The sequence below is a fragment of the Acinetobacter sp. NIPH 817 genome (assembly GCF_000368405.1).
GTDB lineage: Bacteria > Pseudomonadota > Gammaproteobacteria > Pseudomonadales > Moraxellaceae > Acinetobacter.
Genome location: NZ_KB849419.1, coordinates 337,948 through 359,894 on the forward strand (window position 1 = coordinate 337,948; position 21,947 = coordinate 359,894).

23 protein-coding genes are annotated in these 21,947 nt (G+C 39.1%); 13 read left to right on the forward strand and 10 right to left on the reverse strand.

What is annotated here, in order from left to right; genetic code table 11:
* Positions 1 to 4 precede the first annotated feature (4 nt).
* Both murG and gshB read right to left on the reverse strand, forming a co-directional pair.
* Positions 5 to 1,102, reverse strand: a complete 1,098-nt coding sequence (murG, locus tag F968_RS02940; protein WP_004790073.1) for an undecaprenyldiphospho-muramoylpentapeptide beta-N-acetylglucosaminyltransferase — start codon at positions 1,100 to 1,102, stop codon at positions 5 to 7.
* 237 nt (positions 1,103 to 1,339) lie between these two features.
* On the reverse strand, positions 1,340 to 2,284 hold the full coding sequence (gene gshB / locus F968_RS02945) for a glutathione synthase (RefSeq protein ID WP_004790074.1): 945 nt from the start codon (positions 2,282 to 2,284) through the stop codon (positions 1,340 to 1,342).
* A 160-nt stretch (positions 2,285 to 2,444) separates the two neighbouring features.
* Here gshB and F968_RS02950 point away from each other — a divergent pair, with 160 nt between their 5' ends.
* Together F968_RS02950 and F968_RS02955 are read left to right on the forward strand one after the other, a co-directional pair.
* Entirely contained in the window at positions 2,445 to 2,657 is a 213-nt protein-coding gene (locus F968_RS02950) for a DUF1737 domain-containing protein (protein WP_002122004.1), read from the forward strand.
* Positions 2,658 to 2,886: 229 nt separating this feature from the next.
* Positions 2,887 to 5,076, forward strand: coding sequence for a TonB-dependent receptor (locus F968_RS02955; protein WP_004790076.1), 2,190 nt, complete (start codon positions 2,887 to 2,889; stop codon positions 5,074 to 5,076).
* Between the two features lie 226 nt (positions 5,077 to 5,302).
* Here the strand turns inward: F968_RS02955 and F968_RS02960 are convergent, their stop codons facing one another.
* Together F968_RS02960 and pyrE are read right to left on the reverse strand one after the other, a co-directional pair.
* Positions 5,303 to 5,497 carry a hypothetical protein gene (locus F968_RS02960; RefSeq protein WP_004790078.1) on the reverse strand — a complete coding sequence of 65 codons (195 nt, stop codon included), beginning with the start codon at positions 5,495 to 5,497 and terminating at the stop codon, positions 5,303 to 5,305.
* Between the two features lie 232 nt (positions 5,498 to 5,729).
* Positions 5,730 to 6,380, reverse strand: coding sequence for an orotate phosphoribosyltransferase (gene pyrE, locus F968_RS02965; protein WP_004790081.1), 651 nt, complete (start codon positions 6,378 to 6,380; stop codon positions 5,730 to 5,732).
* Positions 6,381 to 6,418: 38 nt separating this feature from the next.
* On the opposite strand from pyrE, the gene F968_RS02970 reads away from it, so the two are divergent.
* Positions 6,419 to 7,243 carry an exodeoxyribonuclease III gene (locus F968_RS02970; protein ID WP_004790082.1) on the forward strand — a complete coding sequence of 275 codons (825 nt, stop codon included), beginning with the start codon at positions 6,419 to 6,421 and terminating at the stop codon, positions 7,241 to 7,243.
* A gap of 455 nt (positions 7,244 to 7,698) precedes the next feature.
* A complete protein-coding gene (locus tag F968_RS02975; RefSeq protein ID WP_004790084.1) occupies positions 7,699 to 8,049 on the forward strand; it encodes an arsenate reductase in 351 nt (116 codons plus the stop codon).
* Positions 8,050 to 8,087: 38 nt separating this feature from the next.
* Here the strand turns inward: F968_RS02975 and F968_RS02980 are convergent, their stop codons facing one another.
* Positions 8,088 to 8,525: a DUF2147 domain-containing protein gene (locus F968_RS02980; RefSeq protein ID WP_002121971.1), complete on the reverse strand. Its 438-nt coding sequence runs from the start codon at positions 8,523 to 8,525 to the stop codon at positions 8,088 to 8,090.
* 152 nt (positions 8,526 to 8,677) lie between these two features.
* On the opposite strand from F968_RS02980, the gene F968_RS02985 reads away from it, so the two are divergent.
* Both F968_RS02985 and F968_RS02990 read left to right on the forward strand, forming a co-directional pair.
* Positions 8,678 to 9,589, forward strand: a complete 912-nt coding sequence (locus F968_RS02985; protein ID WP_004790086.1) for an alpha/beta hydrolase — start codon at positions 8,678 to 8,680, stop codon at positions 9,587 to 9,589.
* A gap of 174 nt (positions 9,590 to 9,763) precedes the next feature.
* On the forward strand, positions 9,764 to 10,957 hold the full coding sequence (locus F968_RS02990) for a GGDEF domain-containing protein (RefSeq protein ID WP_004790088.1): 1,194 nt from the start codon (positions 9,764 to 9,766) through the stop codon (positions 10,955 to 10,957).
* Here the strand turns inward: F968_RS02990 and dsbD are convergent.
* The 4 genes from dsbD to F968_RS03010 all read right to left on the reverse strand — a co-directional run bounded on the left by dsbD (position 10,952) and on the right by F968_RS03010 (position 14,626).
* Positions 10,952 to 12,778 carry a protein-disulfide reductase DsbD gene (dsbD, locus tag F968_RS02995; RefSeq protein ID WP_004790090.1) on the reverse strand — a complete coding sequence of 609 codons (1,827 nt, stop codon included), beginning with the start codon at positions 12,776 to 12,778 and terminating at the stop codon, positions 10,952 to 10,954. The genes F968_RS02990 and dsbD overlap by 6 nt on opposite strands.
* An 18-nt stretch (positions 12,779 to 12,796) precedes the next feature.
* Positions 12,797 to 13,564 carry a transporter gene (locus tag F968_RS03000; RefSeq protein WP_004790091.1) on the reverse strand — a complete coding sequence of 256 codons (768 nt, stop codon included), beginning with the start codon at positions 13,562 to 13,564 and terminating at the stop codon, positions 12,797 to 12,799.
* 12 nt (positions 13,565 to 13,576) lie between these two features.
* Complete coding sequence (locus tag F968_RS03005; protein WP_004790092.1) at positions 13,577 to 14,122, reverse strand: ankyrin repeat domain-containing protein; 546 nt, start codon at positions 14,120 to 14,122, stop codon at positions 13,577 to 13,579.
* Between the two features lie 153 nt (positions 14,123 to 14,275).
* Positions 14,276 to 14,626: an HPF/RaiA family ribosome-associated protein gene (locus F968_RS03010; RefSeq protein ID WP_001019316.1), complete on the reverse strand. Its 351-nt coding sequence runs from the start codon at positions 14,624 to 14,626 to the stop codon at positions 14,276 to 14,278.
* Between the two features lie 252 nt (positions 14,627 to 14,878).
* Between F968_RS03010 and puuE the strand changes: the two genes are divergently transcribed.
* The 5 genes from puuE (at position 14,879) to F968_RS03035 (ending at position 19,006) form a co-directional block, all read left to right on the forward strand.
* Positions 14,879 to 15,844 (forward strand): allantoinase PuuE, encoded by a 966-nt coding sequence (gene puuE, locus F968_RS03015; protein ID WP_004790093.1) that lies wholly within the window; start codon positions 14,879 to 14,881, stop codon positions 15,842 to 15,844.
* A 100-nt stretch (positions 15,845 to 15,944) separates the two neighbouring features.
* A complete protein-coding gene (gene uraD, locus F968_RS03020) occupies positions 15,945 to 16,448 on the forward strand; it encodes a 2-oxo-4-hydroxy-4-carboxy-5-ureidoimidazoline decarboxylase (RefSeq protein WP_004790094.1) in 504 nt (167 codons plus the stop codon).
* Entirely contained in the window at positions 16,445 to 16,768 is a 324-nt protein-coding gene (gene uraH / locus F968_RS03025; protein WP_004790095.1) for a hydroxyisourate hydrolase, read from the forward strand. Before uraD ends, uraH begins: the two co-directional genes overlap by 4 nt.
* Before the next feature lie 24 nt (positions 16,769 to 16,792).
* On the forward strand, positions 16,793 to 18,160 hold the full coding sequence (locus tag F968_RS03030; RefSeq protein WP_004790096.1) for a nucleobase:cation symporter-2 family protein: 1,368 nt from the start codon (positions 16,793 to 16,795) through the stop codon (positions 18,158 to 18,160).
* Between the two features lie 120 nt (positions 18,161 to 18,280).
* Positions 18,281 to 19,006, forward strand: coding sequence for an outer membrane protein OmpK (locus tag F968_RS03035; RefSeq protein ID WP_004790097.1), 726 nt, complete (start codon positions 18,281 to 18,283; stop codon positions 19,004 to 19,006).
* A gap of 52 nt (positions 19,007 to 19,058) precedes the next feature.
* Here the strand turns inward: F968_RS03035 and hpxO are convergent, their stop codons facing one another.
* Complete coding sequence (hpxO, locus tag F968_RS03040) at positions 19,059 to 20,216, reverse strand: FAD-dependent urate hydroxylase HpxO (protein WP_004790098.1); 1,158 nt, start codon at positions 20,214 to 20,216, stop codon at positions 19,059 to 19,061.
* Positions 20,217 to 20,415: 199 nt separating this feature from the next.
* Here hpxO and alc point away from each other — a divergent pair, with 199 nt between their 5' ends.
* Both alc and F968_RS03050 read left to right on the forward strand, forming a co-directional pair.
* The gene (alc, locus tag F968_RS03045) at positions 20,416 to 21,426 is read left to right on the forward strand and encodes an allantoicase (protein WP_004790099.1); all 1,011 of its coding nucleotides are present in this window, start codon (positions 20,416 to 20,418) and stop codon (positions 21,424 to 21,426) included.
* Positions 21,423 to 21,926 carry an ureidoglycolate lyase gene (locus tag F968_RS03050; RefSeq protein WP_004790100.1) on the forward strand — a complete coding sequence of 168 codons (504 nt, stop codon included), beginning with the start codon at positions 21,423 to 21,425 and terminating at the stop codon, positions 21,924 to 21,926. The genes alc and F968_RS03050 overlap by 4 nt, the downstream gene beginning before the upstream one ends.
* Positions 21,927 to 21,947: the final 21 nt, after the last annotated feature.

The following is a 21,947-nucleotide window of genomic DNA, read 5'->3' on the forward strand; positions in this document are numbered from 1 at the left end:
CCGATTACATTTTTTGGATAAGATCAACCACATGCTGAGTCGCATTTGGTTGGGCATGTTGACGCGCTTTCACTGCCATTTCTGTAAGTAACTGGCGGTTCATCAGCGAAGTGAACAATTCATTTAGAACATCTGGTGTCATAGTCGATTGCTGACAAATTTTTGCAGCACCGAAATCCGCCAGAAATTTGGCATTTGCAGTTTGATGGTCATCAACTGCTATAGGAAGTGGCACAAAAACTGCGGCCACACCTGCTGTTGCAACTTCTGTTACCGTGAGTGCTCCAGCTCGGCAAATAATTAAATCTGCCTCACTATAAGCCTTTGCCATATCTTCAATAAACGGCAAAACGTGTACAGTTAAATTGGCTGGCGCATCTGCATAGAGTGCTTGAGTTGCCTCAACTTGTTGCTGACCGCACTGATGAAAAATATTAAGTGGAACTTGTAATTTTTTTAATGCTGGAGGTAAGCGTTCATTGAGTGCTTTGGCACCTAAAGAACCACCAACAATGAGAATATTTAGAGGTTGCCCTGCTTGCGCGCGCTCATCATAACGCCACTTTGGGCTTAAAATATCTGTGATTTCATGACGTACAGGATTTCCTGTTGTAACGACTTTTCCACCAGCAGGAAATGTATTTGGAAATGCTTCACACACGACTTTAGCAACACGAGACAACTGCGCATTGGTAAAACCAGCAACCGCATTTTGCTCATGAATAAGTACAGGAATACCTAACAAACGTGCGGCTAAACCACCCGGACCCGCAACATAACCGCCAAAGCCTGCAACTGCATCAACTTTAAGCTGTTTCATATAACGCATTGCGCTTAAAGTGGCTTTTAAAATTTTAAAAGGTGCAGCAATTTTACGGACTAATCCATTGCCACGAACACCTTGAATATCAATTTGATATATTGGAATATTTTGATCTTTTAATAATCGGTTTTCCATACCTGTTGGCGTGGCTAACCATGAAACCTGACAACCTTGTTGTTGAAGTTTTTTGGCTACGGCGAGGGCTGGAAAAACATGTCCACCTGTACCGGCAGCCATCATCATGACATGTTTAGGTTTGCTTTGCTGTGAATCGGTCACGGTCTAATTCTTCAACTCAAAAAACAATGGAAATTGTCATCTATTTTTGTAGCCGTTTATTTTAATCCTAAAGCTTCATTAACGAAAAGCTAATTTCACTCGTTTATAACAGAAAGATGTGCTTTTTTGAAAATATGCCTACAAAGCTGTGGTGTATTTAGTATTGTTATTTTATTAATTCATATATTTTCAGGTGATTTCCCATAAATACCGCGGAAAACCACCTGAAATAACTCATTAAGCTGAACGTCCAGCTTCTACTACATCAAATAGATCGTCTGCAATTGATGTACCAAATTGAGCATCAATTTCGCGGATACAGGTTGGGCTAGTAACATTAATTTCAGTGACATAATTACCAATTACATCTAAGCCCACAAAAACTAAACCTTTTTCGCGTAAGAAAGGGCCAATTTTAGCAGCAATCAGCTTATCGTTTTCAGTAAGCGGACGCGCTTGGCCTAAACCACCTGCTGCCAAGTTACCGCGCACTTCACCATTTTGTGGAATACGAGCTAGACAGTAAGGAATAGGTTCGCCATTCACCATTAAAATACGCTTATCCCCTTCTACAATTTCAGGAATATAGCGCTGGGCCATAATTGGACGATTGCCTAGCTCTGTCAGCATTTCTAAGGTAGAACCAATATTTACACCGTCTTGGTATAAACGAAAAATTCCCATGCCACCCATACCGTCAAGCGGCTTAACAATCACATCACCATGTTCTTTAATAAATTCACGAATTAAACTTTGTTGTGATGTCACAAGTGTAGGTACTTGTAGCTCTGGAAATTGCGTTGCAAAAAGTTTTTCGTTGCAATCACGCAATGATTGAGGCTTATTAATAATCCATGAACCTTCACGCTCAGCTTGCTCAAGCACATAAGTCGTGTAGACAAAATTCATGTCAAATGGCGGATCTTTACGCATGAGTACTACATCATACGCCGCAATAGATTCTTTTTTCTTTTCGCCAAGCTCATAGTAATGATTGTAATCTTCAAAAACTTTTAATGGTGAAATTAGACCGTAAGCCTTACCTTGATCGATATATAAATCTTGCTGTAATGCATAACCTAATTCATGTCCACGACGGCTCGCCGCCCACAACATTGCCATGGTTGAATCCTTTTTAAGGTTTACGGTTTCAATCGGATCCATGACGACAAGTACACGCATGCTCAAGCTCTTCTTAAAATTTAAATTAGCATGAGTATAACTGAGATTTTTCACTGGTTTTTCTTAATTTCAGTAAAACATTATCCGTTATTTCTTGATCTGGAATTTAAGTAAATTCGGTTAAACTATATTCATAAAATATTATTTTTAAAGGCTAAAGATGAAACTTTATCGCTATTTAACTGGCCCTGATGACTCTGCTTTTTGTGCACGTGTGACTAAAGCACTGAATCATGGCTGGGAGTTATATGAGGCACCAACCATGACCTTTAATGGAACGCATGTCATTGTGGGACAAGCAATTTGCAAAACAATTGACGAGAATTATGATCCAGAAATGGATATTTTAGATGTTCTGAAAAATAACGCTTAATTCCAAGGGGGAGTTTTTATTGGTAAAAGCCCCTCTCCAAAACTCAATTAACAAGAAAAACTAATGAGTTAATTCATATTATCCGTTTAATTCCCCAATCATCTTTCTAAAAATCAGTTACTAAACAATAAATATGTCATTTTTAAAGGCAATATTACTTTTATTCTAAACAATTAAATGATTATAATTATCATTTATACTTTTATTTTTGTTAATTGATTTTATTTTTATGTTAAGAATTTCTATATCATCTCCCCAAATTAAGCGTCTTTTCCCGCTGAGCTTACTCAGTCTAATGATCTTGAATATTCAAGGTGCTTACGCAGAAGACTTGATTGACTCATCATCGAAAGTGGCAGCCACCATGCCTACCATAAAAATTGAGGCCATGAGTGAACTCGACCCAATTAAAAGTTATATCGACTATGACAAGGCCAATGTCACACGCAATGGTTTAGACAAAAAAGATATTCCTCAAACCGTTGATACCATTGATGTACAGAAATATAAAATTTATGGATCAAATGATTTAAGCGTTATGCTGCAAGGCACCCCTGGCGTATCAACCAGTTATGATATGCGCGGTGATGGCATCACGATTCGTGGTTTTGGTGCCGATACAGGTGATATTTACCGCGATGGCATACGTGAAAGCGGACAAGTACGTCGTAGTACAGCCAATATTGAACGTATTGAAATTTTAAAAGGCCCCGCTTCTGTTTTATATGGTCGTAGTGCTGGTGGCGGGGTTGTGAATATGGTGAGTAAGTTCGCCAATTTTGACTCTAAAAGTTCAGTTGGTGCGTACGCAGGTTCTTACGACAACTACGGAACAACCGCTGACATCAACCAAGTTATTAATGACAATTTAGCAATACGTTTAACGGGAGAATATGGCGAGACAGGCAGCTTCCGCTCTGGTATTGAAAATAAGATTGAAATGTTTTCACCAAGTTTCACTTATAAAAATGACGATGGAACACTCACTTGGACCACGCAATATACTTATGACAAATTAGGTCGTATACCTGATCGCGGACCATCACATGACATTCTGCCTGCGGGAACTTCAATTAAAATGGGATTTGCCCAAGACGGCGATTATGTTGATGATATTTTGCAAGTGGTCCGTACCGATGTGAATTATCAATATGCGCCTGATTGGAACTTTCACTGGGCGGCAAGTTACCGACAAGCAGAACAGAACTTTGACCACTTTTATTTTGGAACTTATTGTGGGTTAGATGGAAAAAACTCAAAGGATGAGTCTTGTACTAAAAAAGGTTACATCGACCAAATTTACTACTGGCAACAAACCAACAATAAGACCACCACCAATACATTTGATATTAAGGGCAAGTTCAAAACAGGCCAGCTTGAACACCAAATTATGGTAGGTACAGACTGGACTTATGAACAGCGAGAGCCACGTCTAGCCAATAAAACTCAAAATGGGTCAGCCATTTATGGTTACGTTAATCCAATCACTGGTGAACGAGAGTACAGCCGTGGCAATGGCCCATTAAAAATTAGTCAGCATAACTATAATGAAGGCACAACTTACGGCATATTTATTCAGGATTTAATTGGTCTAAATGACCAACTTAAACTGATGATGGGTGTCCGCTACGACTACTTCGATTTTTCAACCACCAACAAGTTAACTAATGAACACCGTAACGTAAAAGATGGTAGCTTTAGCCCAAATGTTGGTTTGGTATGGCAACCGCTTCCTGAACATAGTTTTTACACGTCTTACTCTAAGAGCTTTGCACCATTTGGCGGACAAATGGGTGTTAACCAAGTCACTGGAAGCACCGATGTCACAAAAATGGATAAAGAACCTCAATATAACGAGCAATACGAAGTTGGGGTAAAAAGTGAATGGTTAGATAATCGTTTAAATACTCAATTTTCTGTCTTTGATATTCGTAAGAATAATATCCGCTATAAACCAAATCCTAATGAGCAACCAGAAGTATGGGCAACTGCGGGTCAGCATCAATCTCGTGGTCTCGAATTTAGTTTTATTGGCCGTGTACTTGATAATGTCTTTGTCCGTGGTGGTTATGGCTACACAGATGCAAAAGTAAAAGAAGATAAACAAAAGCCTGAGCAAGAAGGCAACTATTTAGCCAACACATCTAAAAATACGGGTAATTTATTTGTTCGTTATTTACCAACCGAACAGTGGTATACAGAGGTGGGGGTAACCTATGTCGGGTCTTATTATCCAAATCTTAATAATCAAGTCAAAATGGAAGGCTTCAACCGTGTCGATGCGGCGATTGGCTATAGTGCAGACCCTTGGAATGTCACTATTGCAGTGAATAACCTAACCAATAAAGAGTACTGGCGCTCAGACAGCATGCCAGGCACGCCACGTAATGTGTTATTGCGTTTGAATTATCAGTTTTAAGTAAGTATTAAAAAGGCATACCCCTATTTAGAGGTATGCCTTTTTATTTTTTAGATACCGTATTTCTCACGATAAGCTTGCATATTTGCTAGGGCTTCTGTTTCGCAATTGGTGATGACTAAACAAGATCAACAAGACAAATTGGGCATGACGTGGGATGTAAAAGATTTTAAATAAATAAAATTATAGGATTTCGCATAAGGTCCCATTATATTAAATGGAAAACTTAATCCGTTGAGTTTTCACAGTTCAGTAACATACATTTTCCATCAATTTTACTAACTAAGCTTATAGGTTTAGATGTTTCTCCATCATCAAAAGATAGCTCAACTAATAAATTTTGATCCTCGAAAGATTCTAATTCTTTAATTAATTGTTTGATACTTTTGCCCTGTATTATCCACTCTGGCTGTTTAGTCATATTATTCCCATCAATTAAATATTTCTAAAATTAACATAAGACAGCTTATACAAAATACTTTAAATTTTCATTTTAACATCAAAATCTTAGTCTAATCCGTTCTAGGTTTCAGCGCATTGGAACAGTTTTTTTATGATTGTTCACGCTCCACCACCATTATTTAACCAACTCAATAATTTGATTAAATTATAAAAAAAGGAAGCCATCGCTTCCTTTTTTAAATTATTAAAAATTAGATTCCATACTTTTCGCGATAAGCTTGCATATTTGCTAGCGCTTCTTTTTCGCCTTTTGCCTCTAAATAATCCATTAAATCTCTCATGGTAATCAGTGCGTGCACAGGAATTTCTAATTCTTTTTGAACTTCTTGAATCGCAGAAAGCTCACCTTGGCCACGTTCTTGACGATCTAATGCCACCAAAACACCCGCAATAGTTGCGCCAGCATTTTTCAAAATCGTTACAACTTCACGAATCGCTGTACCTGCGGTAATTACGTCATCAATAATCCAGACTTTTTTACCTTCAACAGCAGCACCAACTAAAACGCCACCTTCACCATGATCTTTTGCTTCTTTACGGTTAAAGCCCCATGGCACACTTTTGTTATGGACTTGCGACAGAGCAACAGCAGTCGCGGCTACAAATGGGATCCCTTTGTAAGCTGGTCCAAAAATCACATCAACATTTTGGCATTGTGTTAATTTATCAGCATAGCCTTGCGCTAAAAGAGATAAAGCTTCACCATCGTTGAGTAGGCCTGCATTAAAAAAATAAGGACTCACGCGTCCAGATTTTAAAGTAAACTCACCAAATTTAAGCACACCGCGTGATAATGCGAGTTCGATAAATGCTTGCGGGTGAAATGACACAGGCGTTGTCATGAGGTGCTCCAAATTCACAATTGAGGTTAAATTTTCGCATGATACCAAAGGATCAGTATCCAAGTGATGTAAAAATTCTTCGAGTCGTTTCCATTAACGTAAATGGCTTACGTTCTTCAGTAACGAAAGGCTTACTTGAATGGTTAGAACAATCAGATGCCGATGTCGTATGCATGCAGGAAAGCCGCATTACCCATGAACAATGGACTGAAAAATTTAGACCCGAAGGATGGCATACCCATCTCTTTCCAGCAGAGCGTGCAGGTTATGCGGGGACTGCGATATATAGCCGCCTACCCTTCGTCTCGGTTAAAGATGGTTTAGGGTTTGAGCTGGCTGACAGTCAAGGCCGCTTTATTTCTGCTGAATTCGATTTAGGTTTGTCACATCCGGTACATATTGCGTCATTATACTTACCTTCGGGCTCAAGTGGTGAAGAAGCGCAAGCACGTAAAGATTTATTTTTAGGTGAATACGCAAAAATCTTGAAACAATGGCGTGATGAGAATAAGTCAGTCATCATTTGTGGTGACTACAACATTGTTCATAAACGAATTGATATCAAAAACTGGTCAGGTAACCAAAAATCATCTGGTTGTTTACCACATGAGCGTGCATGGCTTGACCATATTTATGATGAACTTGGCTATGTTGATACATTCCGTATCGTTCGCCCAGAAGCAGAACTTTATTCATGGTGGTCAAATCGCGGCCAAGCTCGTGCAAAAAATGTAGGATGGCGTATTGACTATCATGCATGCTCACCAGACTGGAAAGCACGCACAACCAACGCTTGGGTCTTTAAAGATCAATGGTTTAGCGATCATGCACCTGTCATTATTGACTATAAAATTCAAGAGTAAGTGAACGAGTGTTCACTTGCATTGTCGTTTTCGCTTACAGCATATGTCGTTTTTGAGTATTTTTCTTACACAGCTTTAACGGCATTATAGCCCCACGGCACAAGGACGCAGTCAGGATGACGCAAAAGGATAGGACGCCGTAGGAAGATAAAATAAACTTATGATAAGTTTATTTGCAAGGATGTGACATTGGACGTTGAAATGAGACCCGCATGATCAGGATGATTAAATGCGGGTTTTCTCTTTTTTAGTCTCTTATTTTTTGCGCTAAGTTCTTTTAGTTTTAACTTCTTCTTATTAAGCTCATTATTACCTTGTCTTATGACAATAACATGACATTTCTTTTTCGATTAATCATTAATTTTCATTTGTTTTAAAAGTATGGGTATAAAGTAGTGCTTAAAAGCTTTTTGGGTTAGGCTGTGTGCTCTCTCTTTTTGACATGGTCCGATAAAATGTTAAAAATTTATGGAATTAAAAACTGTAATTCAATGAAAAAAGCATTTGATGCTTTGCAAGCCAAAGGTTTGAGCTACGATTTTCATGATTATAAAAAACAAGGCATTGATGTAGATACTCTAAAGATCTGGTTAAAAGAAATTGGAAAAGATACAGTTCTCAATAAAAAAGGCACGACTTGGCGTAAGCTATCAGAAGAAGAACAAAATCGTGCTTTAAGCAGTGAGGATCACCTTATTGAAGCACTTATTGCTCAACCAAGTTTGATTAAAAGACCTGTTTTACAAACCGCTCAAGGCTTCATTGTAGGTTTCGATGAAACCATCTATCAAAATATTCAAGCATAAAAAAACGAGCCATACGGCTCGTTTTTTTATTAAAACTTTTAGTTCGCGCGAATCCATGTTTGGTTACGACCAAGTGCAGAAACGCCAATATAACCACGTAATTTAAGCTTTTTACCGCCATCGGTTAACTCACCTTTCAGTTTGTAAGTTTTACCAGATTTTGGGTCTAAAATCGTACCGTTTTCATAACTGTTACCACCTACATTTTTTAAATTATGTACAATGGTGACACCTTTAAGTGGTTTGTTTTTATACGGACCTTCACATTTTGTACAAGCGTTTTCTTCGCCCGGTGTCAAAATGTTTTGAATGGTTGCAGTTAAGGTTCCGTCCTTCTGTTCCGTAAATTTCACTACGGCTTTTGGCTTGTTGGTCTGATCATCAATCGTTTTCCATACCGTTCCATTGAGTGAATCAGCCGCATTGGCAAATGCAGCCATACCAATGAGTCCTAAAGCTAAAGCAATCTTTTTCATTTTTGTAATATCCTTGGGTCTTTCAAGATTTTTAGTATTCAGAAGTCGCAAAGATATTGCAATTTTTGAATGTGACTGTTTCGTGTAACCTTGTAATCTTGCAAAATAAAATTTACAAGAAAACAAGAAACTAGCATAAAAATGGATGCTCTATGAATATATCAAATGTTTGGAAATATTATTTTACAGAAACTTTTCTTAAAACAACAATTCGCAAGCCAAGTCAGCTAAATTTGCCGGCTACCGCCTTACGTCCCGTTCTAGATCAGATGTGTCGTGCTTTCCCACGACAAAAAAATGTTTCTGTACGCCCAATTCGGTTAGCAGGCATTAAAGGTGAAGAAATCAAACCACAAGATTCTGCCACTCAACTGATTTTTCACATTCACGGCGGCGCTTTTTTTCTTGGCAGTGTCAAAACACACCATGCTTTCATGACGGATTTAGCTGCCCGTACTCAAATGCAGATTATTCATGTGGACTATCCACTTGCACCAGAGCATCCTTATCCTGAGGCAACTGAAGCTCTATATGACATCTATCAATCTTTAGTGGTACAAGGTATTCAGCCTAAAGATATTATTTTATCGGGTGATTCATGCGGAGCGAATTTAGCGCTAGCACTTTGCTTACGTTTAAAAGAACAACCTGAGCTCATGCCAAGTGGTCTTATTTTATTATCTCCATTTTTGGATTTAACACTCACGAGTGAATCTCTCAGATTTAATAAAAAACATGATGCCTTACTCTCTATTGAAGCGCTGCAAACAGGAACTCAATACTATATAGGCAATCATATTGCAGCTGATGACCCACGTGTTTCGCCTATTTTCGATGACTTGCATGGCCTACCGCCTACTTTGGTTCAAGTCGGGTCTAAAGAAATCTTATTAGACGATGCCAAGCGTTTTAGAGAAAAAGCTGAAGATGCTGGTGTTAAAGTGCAATTCAAACTTTATACAGGCATGTGGCATAACTTCCAGATGTTTAATGCATGGTTTGATGAGGCAAAACAAGCATTGGCAGATATTGCTGAATTTGCTCACGAACTTGATAAAACTTAATTTATCTATAAATGATGTGGAGAGTGAACAAAACTTTTCGCATCATCTTCTTTATAAAAAGTCATCATCTATAAAATGAAAATCATGGTATGTTTAAAATATAAATTATTTAAACAATCCAATTTTAGGATGGTCTAACAAAGAGGCATCTATATTTAGGAGCCCTTACATATTATGAAAAGTCGTTTAATCACTCATCCCATACATAGAATAAAACAGGTGATAATCGATTTCATTCACCATAATCACATCATTAACTGGACGCCGCTACAAAAAAGCGCACTGATGCTGACACTTGCCGGTGCAATGAATTTCAGTTGGATTTTATGGAAAGGCTATATTTTAATTACACCAAGTGTCTGGCAATGGACTCATTTACCCTTGGTTGAATCACAGATTTGGCTTAATTTATTTACCTTATTTTTATTAATTATTTTAATTATTCCCTGTTATCGCTACAAAAATGATGAATGGGCTCAAAGAGTTATTCCTTTCATTAGCGTTCAGTTCTTTGCACTCATGCTATGTCACGATGGATATTTAATTGGCAGTATTAGCCCGGCCACTATGGTCGGTTATGTGGGTACGATTGGGGTAGGCCTAGTGTTATTTAACCGTAAAATCGTTTATAGCGCCCTTGTGCCTGCGACAATCATTTTAACGGTATGTACGTATTTAGGTATGATAGGTACTTTGCCTTATGCTCCTCTATTTAATTTTGATGCCATGGACCATGCTCAAACCAATTCATTTTGGTTGGGAAGTATGGCTTTTTTTATTATGCCGATCTTACTGGCTTGTTTTATTTTATTTGAAATATTACTTACACAATGGCGTCAGCGGGAAACCTACATTCAACGTTTAAGTCAAATTGATCCATTAACTAATGTATTAAATAGGCGTAGTTTAAATACGTATTTAGAGTCCTTACATCAACAGCAATTTGATTATGCAGTGGTACTTCTCGATATCGATCATTTTAAAAAAATTAATGATATATACGGGCATCACCAGGGTGATCAAGTCTTAATTGAAATTGCTCAATGTCTTTCTGAGAACTTGCGTAACGAGGATATTATTGGTCGATTTGGTGGAGAGGAGTTTATTTTATTACTCCCCCACACCGATATTATTCAAGCAGAGAAAATTGCTGAGCGTTGTCGTCTTGCTCTGCAAGAACTACCTGTTTGTAGCGCTCAAAACAATCCTATTCATATTAGTGCAAGTTTTGGAATCAGCAGTTCAGCTTTTGCAGAAGATCCTTATCTTGTTATTCGACAGGCTGACCAAGCACTTTACGCTGTAAAAGCTTCAGGACGTAATCAGGTACGTACATTTCATCAGAATGAAGCTGCTAATACACTATGATTCTTTTAGTTTTGCCAAACTCGCAAGTTGCTGTAAAAGCTCTTGCTGACTAAAAGCACCAGTTAAACGTAAAGCACGAATCTCTTTTTGCTCTGGGTTTAAAAATAAGTAGGTCGGTGGTCCTAAAATATTCCATTGTTTGAGTAACGCTTCATGCGACTGATCATAGTGACTCAAATCAAGCTTAATTAAATAATAAGGTGCGAGAGCAGACTGAACCTCAGGTGCTTTTAAAATACGGTGCTCAATCGGTTGGCAAGCAACACACCAATCTGCATATACATCAACCACAATAGCCCGATCAGTAGGCGCTGCTGCTAAAATCTTTTGGAAGTCTGCCGCGCTAGTCGCAACATGCCACTCGGTCATGTGGTCAGAACTTTGCAAAGTTCGATTTTGAATATGTTGATATTGATTATAGGCTACAAAAGGGGTAACGATTAATAATAAGATCGCATAGAGCCACTGTAGCTGCCCTTTTTTCCAGAAAAACTGATAAACAGCATAGGCTATAAAAGAGAGACCTAGCACTAGACTAAGTACTTGCATCCCCCAATCTGGCAATAAAGGACGAATAAAGTAGAGACTTAAACCCAACATCAGAAAAGCAAAAATTACTTTAATCTGATGCATCCAATCTCCCGCTTTAGGTAAGAATTTTGCACCTAAAATGCTCACAAGCAATAAGGGAATTCCCATTCCAAAACCTAAACAGAATAAAAGCAAAGCGCCTTGCCATTGGTTTTGTGTTTGAGAAATAAATAATAAAGTTCCAGCGAGAGGTGCAGTCATACAAGGACCGACCAAGAGTGCAGAAACCACACCCATGACTCCAGCACCGACTAAAGTGCCGCCTTGTTGCATTGACTGAATACGATCAAGTCGGTTTAACCATGTTTGCGGTAAACGAATTTCAAACAAGCCAAATAGGTTCAGAGCAAATACGATAAACAACAAACTAAAAGCAATTAAAGTCGCAGGCTGTTGTAACCAGCGCTGGAAATTTAAGCCTGCTGAAGAAGCAATTAAACCCAAGCCTGCATAGACCAATGCCATGCTACACACAAAAGTAAGTGCAATGGTCCAAGCCTTTAAACCTTTATGTTCTCGAATAATCAGCGAAGTTAAAATAGGCAACATCGGTAAAGAACATGGTGTAAATGCGAGCAACATGCCTAAACCGAGAAATAACAAAACCCCATACCAAAGTGAGTGTTCAATTAGCTTAGCAGACCAAATCTGATCTTGCGCAATTTGTGGCGTGGCTGGATCAATTACTGCCTCTGTGCCCTGCTCTTTTTCTAAAAGTTTTGAATCTGAGGAAGTGTCGGATTGAGTATTTGCCAAATCGAGCAATCGTTTTGGTGCTGTTCCTGCTTGGTTTTGTACACCGACCAAGCCATCTGCATCAGTTTGAAATTCAATAGTTTGTGGCGGATAACAAATACGATCTTTGGCACAGCCCTGCCAAGTCACACTATAGTGCTCTGAAGGTTTTGTTTTAATTTTGAAATTAACTTGATGGTAGTAAACCTGACTTTGCCCATAATTTTCATCATATTGGGCAATTGCTTTAGGTAACTTTAAAGCTAAAGGTTGAGTACCTTGTTGTACGGTAAATTTATGCTGATATAGATAGTAATTTGGCTGAATCTGCCAAGATAAACTCGCAGTATGCGGCTCAGAAGATTCAACCGAAAATGAAAAAGCTTGTTCGGGCGAGAGCAGCTTATCTTGTGCGGAAACCAACTGGCTAAACACACAAACAGCAACGGTTAGAAAATAAAGAATTCCCTGATGAATAAGCTTTTTCATTAACATAAATTTAAATTGCTTCGATTAGAACAAGAACGCCACGCCTAAGCCACCATTGTAGCTCTTGTCTTGACCCTCTAAATCGACCCCGATACTTGCGTCAAGCTGAGTACGATTATTTACAGCGTAGACTAAACCTGTACCTAAACCGTATTCATAGTCTTGGCTTTCAGCTTTACGGTAAATGAATTCAGAATATCCAGAAAGTTTACCGGCAATCTTATAATTGATTGCTGGAATTGCAGTCACAGCCCAGTCACTATTTTGCACTTCGTAACGCATAGTAATTGAGGTATCAATCAAGTCATTATATTTATAAGCTACTGCTGAGCTTAGGCTATAAATATCATCATGCGCAGTAAATTCATCATTACCAGTTGCAATGACAGCTTGAGCTAACACAGCCATTGATAAGTTTTCATCATCTAGATCAATTGCTTTTTTCAAACCGATGCTTACATCACCAAAGCCTGAATTGTCAGTTTTTTTACCAACACGTTTGGTTTGAGTCCATGCTGGACCTTGCCAACCTAATTGTAACTCTAAGCCATCAGCCAAACCTGTACGGAATAGCATATCTTCACTTACAGTTACGGTCTTTTCTTTAACGCCATCAACAGTCGACTCTGTATAAGTCGCGCTAGGTAAACCCTGTTCCCAAGCTAACTTACCCACTGGTGTAATACCTGTTCCGAAGCCTGCTCCAGGACGGTCAAAGGAAAATTCTGCTGCGAAAGTACTTCCAGCAGCAACAGTTGTAAGGGCAAAAGTTAAAATTTGTACTATTTTCATTTTAATGTCCAATCAAGTAGTTAATTCTTTTGTCATTTTAGCCCCATGACGGCGCAATAATTCTAATGTTTCACGCTCTTCTTCAAGTGATTCTGACCAATCTATTTCATCAAAATCACAATCAAAGAACAACTGACTGATTGAAGATAAAACGGTGAGTCCTTCTTCATCACGTGAGTTTGGATCAACTTTTTCATCGAGTAAACGTTGAACAGCTGGAGCACATGCCGAGCTTGCTGCATCCCATAATGGACCATAAAACTCTTCTGCATCCCAAAGGTGTACATTTGCTTTGGCTTGAATTAGGGCTTCAAGAATATCGAGATAAACTTGTAACGCTTGTTGCTTCTCTTCTTTTGATAATGGTGTACCTGCTTCATAAGCTTCCGATACATTTTCCCACCATTTAAAAATTCCGTCACAGATAATTGATACAGGTGGCCCTTGCTCCGGATCAATAAAGTTCGGATCAAGTCCGTCAGCAAGTAATTTCTGCACTTGCGCGAGTTCTAATTCTTCTATGGCTTTAATTAAAGCTTGCTGCTGGGTGGTTAACATGACCATCTCTCAAAAATATATTAGGGCTATTATGCCTAATCTCTTCTCCAGATTTTAGAGGTTGATTGCATCGCATTGCAAACCTAATGTTGTGAATAGTTTTATTTTCATCAAATATAAAAAAAGCCCCGAAGGGCTTTTTAGCATTTTCAATTAAACTTCATCATCAATGAATTCTGGTTGCCCACCTCTCGGGTGTTCTTTTTTCTCAAAAGTATGTTCGAGGCTACGTTTTAATTTTTCAATCGCGCCATGAATTGAAGCGTCAATATTTCCTGCTTTATGGTGCACTGCAACCGGTTTTAAACCTGAAGGACGCGCTTCAATCATACAGTGGATATCTTTGTCACCACCTTTGTCCCCATTTTCATCACTAAAATGAACCGAAAAATGCGTAATACGTTCGCTATGACGTTGGAATTCTTGAGTAAGTTCTGCACGTACATAAGTAATTAAACGTTCGCTGTTATGGATGTTTTTATCTGTGCGGATTTCAATATTCATAAATACCATCCTCTCTTTCTTACTGTGGATCTTTTCTATGCAAAACTTTTTTATGTTGGCATGTTTTAAGCATGCATGAACTGACTTCAATTGTACATTTTGATGGTGTAATGGTTTGTTATCTCCTGACTTAAACGTACTGGTTTTAATTTATTTTGAAGATCTTCATATCTTCAATATCAGTCCATCTATAAAAATATGCAAGCTGATTTTTTAAATTTTTATGAAAAATTGAACAAAAGGAGAGCAATCGTGTCCAAATCTTATCTATCTGGAGCCGAGCTCATTGAGCAAATTCAAAAGTCTCCTTATTCACGTGATTTGATCGGTTATCACGGACAGCCTCCACAAGTTAAATGGCCTAATAATGCCAAGATTGCAGTGCAATTTGTTCTTAATTATGAAGAAGGTGGCGAAAAACATATTGAGCACGGCGATGAAGGCTCAGAACAGTTTTTATCGGAGATTATTGGCGCTGCAAGTTACCCAGCTAAACATATGTCGATGGACTCGATGTACGAATATGGTTCACGTGCTGGTTTTTGGCGCATTCATAATGAGTTCCAAAAGCGCAAACTTCCAATGACTATTTTTGGAGTTGCAATGGCACTCGTCCGCAATCCTTATATTGTAGAGGCGATTAAGCAAGCTGATTATGATGTGGTTTCTCATGGTTACCGTTGGCTTCACTATCAAGATACTGATATTGAGTTAGAAAAACAGCATATAGAACAAGCGTTATCTGTTTTAGAAAACTTGTTTGGAAATAAAGTGATCGGTTGGTACACCGGACGTGATAGCCCTAATACACGTCAATTACTTGCAGAATTCCCGCAAATTCAATACGACTCTGATTATTATGGCGATGATCTGCCTTTTTGGACGACTCTCACCAATGCTGCGGGTGCGGCACGCCCTCATCTGATTATTCCGTATACTCTGGAATGTAACGATATGAAATTCTGCTCTCCGGGTGGATTTAATAGTTCAGAACAATTTTTTCAATATTTAAAAGATAGTTTTGATGTGCTGTATGCAGAGGGAGAAAATGCACCAAAAATGATGTCGATTGGAATGCATTGCCGTATTTTAGGGCGCCCAGGTCGTTTTAAAGCACTACAAAAGTTTCTCGACTACATTCAAATGCACGATCGAGTCTGGATATGTAGTCGTCAAGACATTGCTGAACATTGGTATAAAAATCACATAACTAAATAATTGATTTTTTAATTTTCCAAATTCATAAGCCAATCATGAACGCCTCTTGGCACTGTTATTGCTAAAACTCTATATCACGACAACGAGTTTAGGAATAACAGTGTTTTTAGCCGAGTTTAATCAAGCCCCACCCGAACAACTTAAAACTTTGTTAAAAAACTGTGTCCACATTCCAGCATGGGCCGAGAAAATCACTTCAAGACGTCCCTATTCATCAAAAGCATCTCTTTTAGAGCATGCAGAAAATTTAAGTCAAATGTGGTCATGGCAAGACATTGAAACTGCTTTAGCAACCCATCCAAAAATTGGTGAACGACAAGCAAAAAAACAACTCAATGCAAAAGAGCAACATTTTTCAAATCAGGAACAAGCTGGCATTTCTTTAGATGAACAAACGCAACAAGCGCTGATACAAGGCAACCTTGATTATGAACAAAAGTTTGGCTTTATTTTTCTAATTAAAGCAGCGGGCCTCAGTAGCGATGAGATTTTAAAAAAGCTACGCGAACGTTTACAACATGACTTAGCTATCGAAAAAGTAATTGTACATGAGCAACTCTCAGCGATTGCTCTATTACGTCTATCTCAGGAAATACAAGCATGATCAGCACTCATATTTTAGATACGAATTTAGGCAAACCAGCTGCACACGTAGAAGTGAAGTTGTTTCATGCAGAAACCCACGAGCTGATTGCAACCGCAACCACTAATCCAGACGGTCGAGTGGCTGATTTTGGAATAACAGACTTTGCAAAAGGTGCTTATCAACTTGAATTTGAAATTGCACCTTATTTTTCATCTCAGCAAATAAAAACTTTTTTCCCACGTGTTTGTATTCAGTTTTTTGTAGAAGACGTCAATCAGCATTATCACATTCCATTACTGATCAGCCCGTTTGCTTACTCCACTTATCGCGGTAGTTAATTCAAATATAAATAGGAGAAAAATATGAATCATCAGCAAAAAAATGCGATTTCTCCAGAGCATGAATATTTAGGAATTTCCAAAAGTTTTGCTTACGGCTTACAGCATGTGCTGACCATGTATGGTGGCATTGTAGCCCCGCCACTCATTATTGGAACAGCCGCTGGCTTAAGCTCAGCACAAGTCGGAATGCTCATTGCAGCTGCCCTATTTGTCGGGGGATTGGCAACACTGATACAAACAATCGGAACCAAATATCTAGGCGCAAAACTACCTCTGGTACAGGGTGTGTCTTTTGCGGGCGTGGCAACTATGGTTGCCATTATCACCACTGGTGGCGGCTTACCTGCTGTCTACGGTGCGGTGATTGTCGCATCTCTGATTGGACTGTGCCTTGCACCTTACTTTTCAAAAATTATTCGGTTTTTCCCACCCGTTGTGACCGGATGCGTCATCACGATTATTGGGCTATCTCTGTTACCCGTTGCGATTCGTTGGATGATGGGTGGCAACAACAAAGCACCTGACTGGGGTAGCGTAGAAAATATCTCTTTAGCCTTACTAACCTTAGGTATTGTGATTGTTCTAAATATGCTGCCGCAAGCAAGCATTCGCCGCCTATCGATTTTATTGGCTATTGTTGCTGGTACCACCCTCGCTTACTTTATGGGTTTTGGTGATTTTAGTCAGGTGAGCTCAGGCGCATGGCTCCAATTCCCACACTTATTTGCATTCGGTTTACCGACTTTCGAGCTCAGTGCAATTTTATCGATGCTAATCGTTACCTTAGTAATTATGACGGAAACCACAGCCGATATTATTGCTGTCGGAGACATTGTAGGAACTGAAGTCGATTCAAAACGTATCGCCAATGGTGTTCGTGCAGATATGTTCTCAAGTGCTTTTGCACCTATCTTTGGTTCTTTCATGCAAAGCGCTTTTGCCCAAAATGTTGGACTGGTTGCCATTACAGGTATCAAAAGCCGCTTTGTCGTGGCAGCAGGTGGTGTCATTCTGATTATTTTAGGTCTACTACCTATTATGGGTCGTTTGATTGCAGCGATTCCAATGCCCGTACTTGGTGGTGCAGGTTTGGTCTTGTTTGGGTCGGTTGCAGCGAGTGGAATTCGCACTTTGGCAAAAATAGATTATAACGATCAGAAAAATTTAATTATTGTTGCAACCGCTTTATCAGCTGGGATGATCCCAATTATTAACCATGAGTTTTATGCTCATTTCCCAGTTTGGGTACAAACTTTGTTCCATTCGGGCATTAGTTCAACTTGTATCTTTGCTATCTTGTTGAATTTATTATTTAATCATTTACCTTCATTTCCTAGCTCGCGCACCCCACATTTAAGCCAAACAATAAACACAAGAAATACTCATTAAAGATTTAGTTTTTAGCGCCCCACTTCGGTGGGCTTTTTTTAACCGTTGATCAAATTTGGCTTCATTTTTGCTTAAGACCCTGTATCCTTAGCGTGCTTTATTTGGGGGGAGATCATTTAAATGCAATTAAAGCAACTTGCGGCGACTTGTGCCTTGTTATCTGCAACTGCCATGGTTCAGGCAAAACCAATTTGGCAAGATTTTAGCGTGACTGGACTTTATGGTGAAAACTATGAAGTTGTAGATGACAAAGAAACCACGATTACTTTGGAATATGCAGCGAAAGTTAAATACGCTGATGTATTTTTCTTCATGGACCACATGCGTGGTGAAGACGATCATAAAAGTACATATTTTGAGTTATCACCACGTTTAAGCTTAGGCGAAGTGTCAGGCAAAAAACTGGCGTATGGTCCGATCAAAGATGTACTTATTAGTACTACTTGGGAAGGCAATAGAGAAAACGGTAACAACTTCAACAATTTCTTGTATGGTTTTGCAGTTGACTTAAATATCCCATATTTCCAATATGCGAATTTAAACTTCTACCGTGCGGATAATGATAAAACCGATGACGATTATCAAATGACATTCGTTTACGGCGTTCCATTAAAATTAGGATCTGAAGATTTCTTGGTAGATGGTTTCCTTGACTGGTCAACTGCTGAAGGCGACCATGCCAGCGAGTTGAACTGGACAACACAATGGAAATGGAATGTAGGTAAACACATTTCTCCTGACACACGCCTATATCTCGGTATTGAGCACTCTGTGTGGAATAATAAATTCGGTATTAAAGGTGCAGACGAAAATAACGTCAGCGCATTGGTTAAATACCACTTCTAAAATTATGATTTAGAAGATAAAACAGCAAGGAAAATTCCTTGCTGTTTTTGTTTTAATCGAGTGGATTACCCACAATATTGCTAATAATCCCCTGCATAATATGTCCACCTTGTTCACGGCGTAATTCTGCATACCACGCTTGTGTAACGCTTTCATCTTTCATATGGGTCACATCACAGCGTTTACGCGCACGAAGTACCAACTCATTTGCACGTTCATTGCGCTTATTTTGATAGCGACGTAAAGCATCTTCGACACCTAAAGTGTTTATTTGCAGAGAACGCGCTAAATAAATCGCATCTTCCATCGCTTGGCAACCGCCTTGACCAATATCAGGTGTCGTGCTGTGTGCAGCATCACCTAAAATCACTACACGACCTTTATAAAATTGTGTAAACGGTTCAATGTCATGGATTTCGACCCGATTCGTTTTTTGTGGGTCTAAGCGTTCAATGAGCTGCTGCACAGGTTGACACCAATCAGCAAAATATTGTTTTAAAAGTTTTTTATAGTCATCTCGATTATTGTCTAAACCTGCTGGCAAAGGCACATCTAAAAAGAAATAAAACTTACCATCCGCAACGGGCATTAAAGAGGCGCGTTTACCTTCCCCCACATAAGTCGTCCATTGCTCGGCTGGCGCTAAATCTTCAGATATTTCAACTAGGCCATTCCAGTTCACATAACCCGCATAACGGCGCTGTACTTGTTGTCCCAACACATAGGTCCGTGTAAGTGAGTGAGTACCGTCAGCCCCAATTAATAGATCAGCTTGCGTTGAACTGCCATCTGCAAAATGAACCTCAACATAATCAGCTTTGTCTTGAAGGCTAACCATTTTTTTGCCTAAATAAATCTGCTCTCTGCCAAATTCATCCATCAGCATATTTTGTAAATCAGCACGTGCAACTGGATAAGGTCTTTGCCCTACTTCTTCAATTAATGGCAGTAAACTGAATTGTGTCATCACATCTCCAGTTAGACCATCCACATAGGCCAAATCATCCATTTGTCCACCAAGTTTGGCGATTTTGTCAGTTAATCCCAGATAGTTTAGACATTTCACACCATTCGACCACAGCGAAATTGCAGCTCCGACTGGAAGAATCTTTTCAGTTTGCTCAAAAATACGAACTTGGTGACCAAATTTTTTTAATGCAATGCCTGTGGTTAGACCTCCCATTCCCGCACCAATAATCACCACATTCATAACATGCTCCTATAGATATTCACCTATAGAGTGCTTATGCTAAAAACATGCCATCCTTCAAAATTTATTTAGCTTTTCCACAAAACTGGCATGTACCATGCTTATATATTTACGTGTAAAACTCGTTTCAGCACGCTCCGTGTTGGCGCAGTTTTAAATGAAAAATCATGTTTTTAACAAGAAATACGGATACTCCATTATGGCAATATTGCACGCTCCAGCATTTGAACTTCCTGAAATTTTGAATACGAAAACCAATTTGGCCGACGCCCGAATTGGTGCACAAATCATTGAGTGTTCAGATGATTTCTTTGCAGAAGCAAAGCGTATGCTGCAATTTGAAGCACCTATTTTTGTTGAAGATAAATTTGATGACAACGGCAAATGGATGGACGGTTGGGAAACACGCCGAAAGCGTCACGCAGGCTATGACTGGTGCATTGTGAAGCTTGGTGTGACTGGAAAAATCAGTGCACTTGATATTGATACCAGCTTTTTCACAGGAAATTATCCAGCATCTGCATCATTAGAAGCATGTTATGCACCAAATGGTGACCTTACAGGGGCAAAATGGGAGAGTCTTTTAGGAAATACAGAACTCGGCCCAAGCCAGCATCATATTTTTATGGTCAATAATGATGCACTTTTCACTCATATACGCCTCAATATTTTCCCAGATGGTGGTATTGCTCGTTTACGTGTCTATGGAGACGTTCATATTCAGGTGACTGATAGCGAGCAAACTCTTGATTTATTGGCCCTAGAAAATGGTGGGCGTGTAGTTGCCTATAGCGATGCTCATTTCGGACATCCACGTAATTTGATTAACCCAGGCCGTGGCATCAACATGGGCGATGGATGGGAAACCAAACGCCGTCGAGCTCCGGGTTATGACTGGTGTATTCTTGCACTCGGTAAAAGCGGGAAAATTGAGAAACTTGAAATTGATACGGCTCACTTTAAAGGGAACTTCCCTGCTGAGGTTTCTATTCAGGCGGTTTACCTTGAAAATGCAACCGATGCACAGCTAATTCCACAAAGTATGTTCTGGTCTTACTTACTAGAAACTCAACCAATGCAAATGGACCATATTCATGAATATGTAAATGAGATTTTACAGCATGAAAAAATCTCTCATATTCGTATTAACATGATTCCAGATGGTGGTATTAGTCGTGTTCGTTTATGGGGAAAAATTGCCAAGTCATGATCATGAATAATGTCCAAATTCAGCCCTTAACGATTGAGAGTTTTCAGCCCTTCGGAGAAGTTATTTGTTGTGACGGGCATAACTTTTTTCATATTAATGATGCTCACACCGAGCGCTACCACGCGCTCGTTGAAACTGAAGTTGAAGGGGAAGCAAAGGCAGGAATTAGTATTTTCCGTAATATTAAGGCCAGTATACTACCTCTGGAAATTTCAATGCTAGAGCGCCATCCAAAGGGGTCTCAGGCATTTATTCCATTACAGCAACAAAAGTTTTTAATTATTGTCGCGCCCGCTTTAGACGAGAATACTCCTGATATTTCAAAGCTATGTGCTTTTATCTCAGACGGTAAGCAAAGTATCAATTATCGGGCAGGCACATGGCATCATCCGTTGCTTACCTTTGAGGCACCAAGTGATTTTGCAGTGGTCGATCGAATTGGAAGTGGAGCGAATTGTGATGTTTTTCAATTTCCACAGGCTATAAAAATTACGACCTAAATTAAAATAGACAAATCTGTC

What these genes read in the sequence shown, in the direction of transcription:
- F968_RS03030 (WP_004790096.1), top strand. Translation starts at nt 16,793, where the DNA reads ATGAATCATCAGCAAAAAAATGCGATTTCTCCAGAGCATGAATATTTA.
- uraH (WP_004790095.1), top strand. Translation starts at nt 16,445, where the DNA reads ATGATCAGCACTCATATTTTAGATACGAATTTAGGCAAACCAGCTGCA.
- F968_RS03000 (WP_004790091.1), bottom strand. Translation starts at nt 13,564, where the DNA reads ATGAAAATAGTACAAATTTTAACTTTTGCCCTTACAACTGTTGCTGCT.
- dsbD (WP_004790090.1), bottom strand. Translation starts at nt 12,778, where the DNA reads ATGTTAATGAAAAAGCTTATTCATCAGGGAATTCTTTATTTTCTAACC.
- gshB (WP_004790074.1), bottom strand. Translation starts at nt 2,284, where the DNA reads ATGCGTGTACTTGTCGTCATGGATCCGATTGAAACCGTAAACCTTAAA.
- pyrE (WP_004790081.1), bottom strand. Translation starts at nt 6,380, where the DNA reads ATGACAACGCCTGTGTCATTTCACCCGCAAGCATTTATCGAACTCGCA.
- F968_RS02985 (WP_004790086.1), top strand. Translation starts at nt 8,678, where the DNA reads ATGAATATATCAAATGTTTGGAAATATTATTTTACAGAAACTTTTCTT.
- F968_RS03010 (WP_001019316.1), bottom strand. Translation starts at nt 14,626, where the DNA reads ATGAATATTGAAATCCGCACAGATAAAAACATCCATAACAGCGAACGT.
- F968_RS02975 (WP_004790084.1), top strand. Translation starts at nt 7,699, where the DNA reads ATGTTAAAAATTTATGGAATTAAAAACTGTAATTCAATGAAAAAAGCA.
- F968_RS03005 (WP_004790092.1), bottom strand. Translation starts at nt 14,122, where the DNA reads ATGTTAACCACCCAGCAGCAAGCTTTAATTAAAGCCATAGAAGAATTA.
- F968_RS02980 (WP_002121971.1), bottom strand. Translation starts at nt 8,525, where the DNA reads ATGAAAAAGATTGCTTTAGCTTTAGGACTCATTGGTATGGCTGCATTT.
- F968_RS03035 (WP_004790097.1), top strand. Translation starts at nt 18,281, where the DNA reads ATGCAATTAAAGCAACTTGCGGCGACTTGTGCCTTGTTATCTGCAACT.
- hpxO (WP_004790098.1), bottom strand. Translation starts at nt 20,216, where the DNA reads ATGAATGTGGTGATTATTGGTGCGGGAATGGGAGGTCTAACCACAGGC.
- F968_RS02970 (WP_004790082.1), top strand. Translation starts at nt 6,419, where the DNA reads ATGATACCAAAGGATCAGTATCCAAGTGATGTAAAAATTCTTCGAGTC.
- F968_RS02955 (WP_004790076.1), top strand. Translation starts at nt 2,887, where the DNA reads ATGTTAAGAATTTCTATATCATCTCCCCAAATTAAGCGTCTTTTCCCG.
- F968_RS02960 (WP_004790078.1), bottom strand. Translation starts at nt 5,497, where the DNA reads ATGACTAAACAGCCAGAGTGGATAATACAGGGCAAAAGTATCAAACAA.
- F968_RS02990 (WP_004790088.1), top strand. Translation starts at nt 9,764, where the DNA reads ATGAAAAGTCGTTTAATCACTCATCCCATACATAGAATAAAACAGGTG.
- F968_RS02950 (WP_002122004.1), top strand. Translation starts at nt 2,445, where the DNA reads ATGAAACTTTATCGCTATTTAACTGGCCCTGATGACTCTGCTTTTTGT.
- F968_RS03050 (WP_004790100.1), top strand. Translation starts at nt 21,423, where the DNA reads ATGATCATGAATAATGTCCAAATTCAGCCCTTAACGATTGAGAGTTTT.
- alc (WP_004790099.1), top strand. Translation starts at nt 20,416, where the DNA reads ATGGCAATATTGCACGCTCCAGCATTTGAACTTCCTGAAATTTTGAAT.